5 protein-coding genes are annotated in these 4,018 nt (G+C 39.2%); 4 read left to right on the top strand and 1 reads right to left on the bottom strand.

Going from position 1 to position 4,018, the window contains the following annotated elements; translation table 11 throughout:
* From UC75_RS20110 to UC75_RS03925, 3 genes are all read left to right on the top strand, one after another.
* Positions 1–679 (top strand): HisA/HisF-related TIM barrel protein (locus tag UC75_RS20110; RefSeq protein WP_228137072.1); only part of this gene is annotated, 679 nt, incomplete at its 5' end.
* 15 nt (positions 680–694) lie between these two features.
* Positions 695–1,762, top strand: a complete 1,068-nt coding sequence (locus tag UC75_RS03930; protein ID WP_049836770.1) for a saccharopine dehydrogenase family protein — start codon at positions 695–697, stop codon at positions 1,760–1,762.
* A gap of 200 nt (positions 1,763–1,962) precedes the next feature.
* The gene (locus tag UC75_RS03925; RefSeq protein ID WP_049836769.1) at positions 1,963–2,538 is read left to right on the top strand and encodes a dihydrofolate reductase family protein; all 576 of its coding nucleotides are present in this window, start codon (positions 1,963–1,965) and stop codon (positions 2,536–2,538) included.
* An 89-nt stretch (positions 2,539–2,627) separates the two neighbouring features.
* Here UC75_RS03925 and UC75_RS03920 read toward each other — a convergent pair whose 3' ends face one another.
* Positions 2,628–3,044 carry a MerR family transcriptional regulator gene (locus UC75_RS03920; RefSeq protein ID WP_049836768.1) on the bottom strand — a complete coding sequence of 139 codons (417 nt, stop codon included), beginning with the start codon at positions 3,042–3,044 and terminating at the stop codon, positions 2,628–2,630.
* A gap of 156 nt (positions 3,045–3,200) precedes the next feature.
* Here UC75_RS03920 and UC75_RS03915 point away from each other — a divergent pair, with 156 nt between their 5' ends.
* On the top strand, positions 3,201–3,893 hold the full coding sequence (locus UC75_RS03915; RefSeq protein ID WP_049836767.1) for a type 1 glutamine amidotransferase domain-containing protein: 693 nt from the start codon (positions 3,201–3,203) through the stop codon (positions 3,891–3,893).
* Positions 3,894–4,018 lie beyond the last annotated feature (125 nt).

Below are 4,018 nucleotides of genomic sequence, written 5' to 3'. Positions count from 1 at the left end.
CCAAGATCAGTGGGGTGGTTCTTTAGAAAACCGCGCTCGCATTTTAATTGAGATTGTGGAAGCTGTTCGTAAAGTGGTTTCGCCTCAGTTTACAGTTGCAGTAAAACTAAATTCAGCCGATTTCCAACGTGGTGGGTTTAGCGCTGAAGATGCTCAACAAGTGGTTAAAATGCTAAATGAACATGCAGTCGATTTGGTTGAACTTTCAGGCGGTAGCTATGAAGCACCTGCGATGCAAGGTCAAGCACGTGATGGCCGAACACTCGCTCGTGAAGCTTACTTTTTAGAGTTTGCACAAGAAATTCGTAAAGTTGCCAAAATGCCTGTTATGGTGACAGGTGGCATACGCCGTAAACAAGTGGCAGAGCAAGTAGTTGAAAGTGGTGTAGATATGGTCGGTATTGCCACAGCTTTAGCGATTGAACCTAATTTGCCAAATGCTTGGAAACAAGGCAAAAATGTTTCACCTGAACTTAAGCCGATTACTTGGGAAAATAAAACATTCGCTTCACTTGCCAATATGGCAGTGGTGAAATTCCAGTTACGTAATTTAAGCGCTGGTAAAAAAACAAAACCAAATGTTTCACCAGCTTGGGCTTTAATTTTGCAACAATCATCTATGTCATGCAGTACCCGCCAATACAAAAAAGGCATGCGTGACTATACATTTGCTTCTTAATAAGTGAGTTGTGTTATGACAAATCCGAATGATTCAAACTGGATAATTTATGGAGCAAATGGCTACACGGGTGAGTTAATCGCTCGTGAAGCTGTACGCCAAGGTCTAAAACCAATTTTGGCCGGTCGTAACAAAGCTAAGGTTGAAACATTAGCTCAAGAGTTGGGGCTCGACTATAAAGCTTTTGGGCTTAATAACGTAGATGCAGTCAGTGAGCAACTGCAAGGCTTTAAACTGGTCATGCACTGTGCAGGACCATTTTCAGCGACATCGAAACCCATGATGGAAGCGTGTATTAAAGCAGGCGCTCACTATCTCGACATTACGGGTGAAATCTCTGTATTTGAATTGGCACAGTCACTTAACAGCCAAGCTGAAAAAGCCGATATTGTGCTTTGTCCGGGTGTTGGCTTCGATGTGATTCCGACAGATTGTGTCGCTGCTGCGCTCAAAGAAGCATTGCCAGATGCGACCCATTTAGCACTTGGTTTTGACTCTAGAACAGGGTTTTCACCGGGTACTGCTAAAACAAGTACAGAAGGCATGGCCGAAGGCGGAAAAATTCGTAAAAATGGAAAAATTACCACCGTTCCATTAGCACATTATGTTCGGACCATTGATTTTGGTGATGGTAAAAAAAGTGCCATGAGTGTTCCATGGGGAGATGTATCTACAGCGTTTTATACAACCGGTATTCCAAACATTGAAGTATTTGTCCCCGCATTTCCCAAAATGATTTTTGGCGCGAAAATGATGAACTATTTACGCCCAGTATTAAAAATTAATGCTGTGCAGAAGTTTATTAAGTCGCGTATTGAAAAAATGGTTGTGGGACCAAATGAGGAACTTCGCGCGAAAGTACCTACCTATGTTTGGGGTGAGGCAAGAAATACGGATGGGGAAATCAAAACTGCCCGTATCCAAACGGAAAATGCGTATAGCCTTACCGTAAATGGCTCACTGACTGTAGTGAATTATTTACTCAAAAATACCGTGAAAGGCGGTACATATACACCAGCAAAACTGATGGGCTACAAGCTAGTAACTGAGCTACCGGGTTCTGGTCCGCTGGTTATTAATTAAAAGCCTTTATTAAAACAGCATTTTTATAGATCGTCCCGAATAAGGAGTCATTCTTGTTCGGGTTATTTTTAAATATTTCAAGTAAATACAGCTTTATATAGATGAAAGAAAACCAGAAAACAAAACACTCCATAAGAAATAATTCAAATTGAATATACTAAAAAGCGATAAATTTTTTTCATAACAAAGGAATGAGAATAATGAGAAAACTCATACTGTTTCTACATGCATCGCTAGACAGTTTTGTCGAAGGTCCAAATGGGGCAATGGACATTGGATGGATTGCTTACGACGCTGATTTGGCTAACCATGCGAAAGAAATTTTGAGCACTGCCGATACGGTGATTTGGGGACGTGCGACTTACCAGATGATGCATAATTACTGGCCAACCATGCTTTCAAATCCAGAAGCCTCAGAACATGAACGCAATCATGCTGAGTGGATTGAAAAAACAGAGAAAATCGTTTTTTCAACAACCTTAGATACAGTTGAGTGGAATAATTCTAGGCTTGTGAAAGATCATGTTGAAGAAGAAATTAATAAGCTCAAACAGCAACCGGGCAAGGATATGGTGATTTTAGGGAGTCCAAGGTTCGCACACTATTTGATGCAACTTGGTTTAATTGATGAATATAAAATTACGGTTTCGCCCGTGCTAATTGGTAGTGGCTTACCACTATTTCAAGGTATTAAAGAAAAGACCAATCTTAAACTCATTGAAAATAAAACGTTTGCTTCTGGAGCCATCGGTCTTCACTATCAAAAGATAAGCTGATTTTTTTCTATAATATTTGTATGAAAAAACCAATTACAGCGTTCGCCTGTAATTGGTTTTTCAACAAAAGTTCTGTTTAAAGTTTAAAACTACGCTGTATTTACTTTGTCGAAATAGAGGGTCATAAGCCGTTCTGCATTTTGCTCGCACGTAATTTCATCGGGTTTGTCATTAATGGCATGAATCATGGTGCGTAAGTTTTGCTTACTGACTTTTAGCTTTTGTTCTAAAAGTTCTATTTCTTGAATTTTGGTTTCAATTGTTTGAATAAGTGCATCATGATCCCAAGCAGCAACTTTCGATGGCAAAAAACCTTTAATTTCTGCTAAAGAAAATCCAACCTGCTGGGCTTGTTGGATGAGAGAGAGTTGCTTCAAATCGTTATCGGTATATTCACGATAGCCATTCGATTTTCTTTTTGCTTTAGGCAAGAGTTTGATTTGTTCGTAATAACGAATTGTAGGGGTGCTTACACCACTTAGTTTAGATAACTCGCTAATATTCATAGCCACATACTCTCTTGACATTCAAGCTAACTTTAGACTTATAGTAGCATAAAAGCAAGGTTCATAACTTTACCAAGCACACACTTTCAGTAACAACTTTCTATGCTTTGATAGACGAAAGAATAGAATTATAAATATGAAAAATGAGGTGAGAAAATGTCTAAACGTATATTACACGTCGTGACCAATGTTTCACGCTATAAGGATGTAGATCAACAAACAGGGCTGTGGTTAGGCGAGCTCACTCATGCCTATGATGAATTTGAAAAGCAAGGTTACATACAAGATATTGTCAGTCCAAATGGTGGTAAAACTCCAATTGAACCTAAATCGCTTGCACCGTTAGTTGCTGATAAATCTGTTAAAGACCGAGAAAAAGATCAAGCTTTTATTACGCTGCTGGCGAATACTTTTAAGCCTTCCGATATTAATTGGCAAGACTATGACGTGATTTACTACACAGGTGGTCACGGTGTGATGTGGGATTTTTTAGATAACCCTGAACTTCAAGAAATCACCAAAAACATTTATGAAAAGGGCGGCATCGTTTCAAGTGTTTGTCATGGCTATTGTGGGTTACTTAATGTACGGCTTTCAAACGGAGAGCGATTGATAAAAGATAAGAAGTTAACAGGCTTTGCTTGGAGTGAAGAGGTTTTGGCAGGGGTAGCAAAAAAAGTGCCGTACAATGCCGAAGAGTTAGCGAAAGAATACGGCGCTCATTATGAAAAAGCTTTTATTCCCTTTGCTCCATATGTAGTTCAAGACGGCAAGTTAATTACAGGGCAAAACCCTTTTTCAGCGAAAAAGACAGCTTTAGCAATAGTAGAAGAGCTAGAAAAGTCATAATTGTTAATGAATCAAATATAAATCAGAAAAGCAAAACCGGTGACGGTTTTGCTTTTCGGCTGTTTAAATAAAGTGGTGTGATCTAGCAAGGCTAAGTTTAAGGAACAATCACAAAATCAGGGTTA

The sequence above is a fragment of the Acinetobacter sp. V2 genome (assembly GCF_001188385.1).
Taxonomy (GTDB): domain Bacteria; phylum Pseudomonadota; class Gammaproteobacteria; order Pseudomonadales; family Moraxellaceae; genus Acinetobacter; species Acinetobacter oleivorans.
This window is presented reverse-complemented; position numbering and strand designations above follow the sequence as displayed.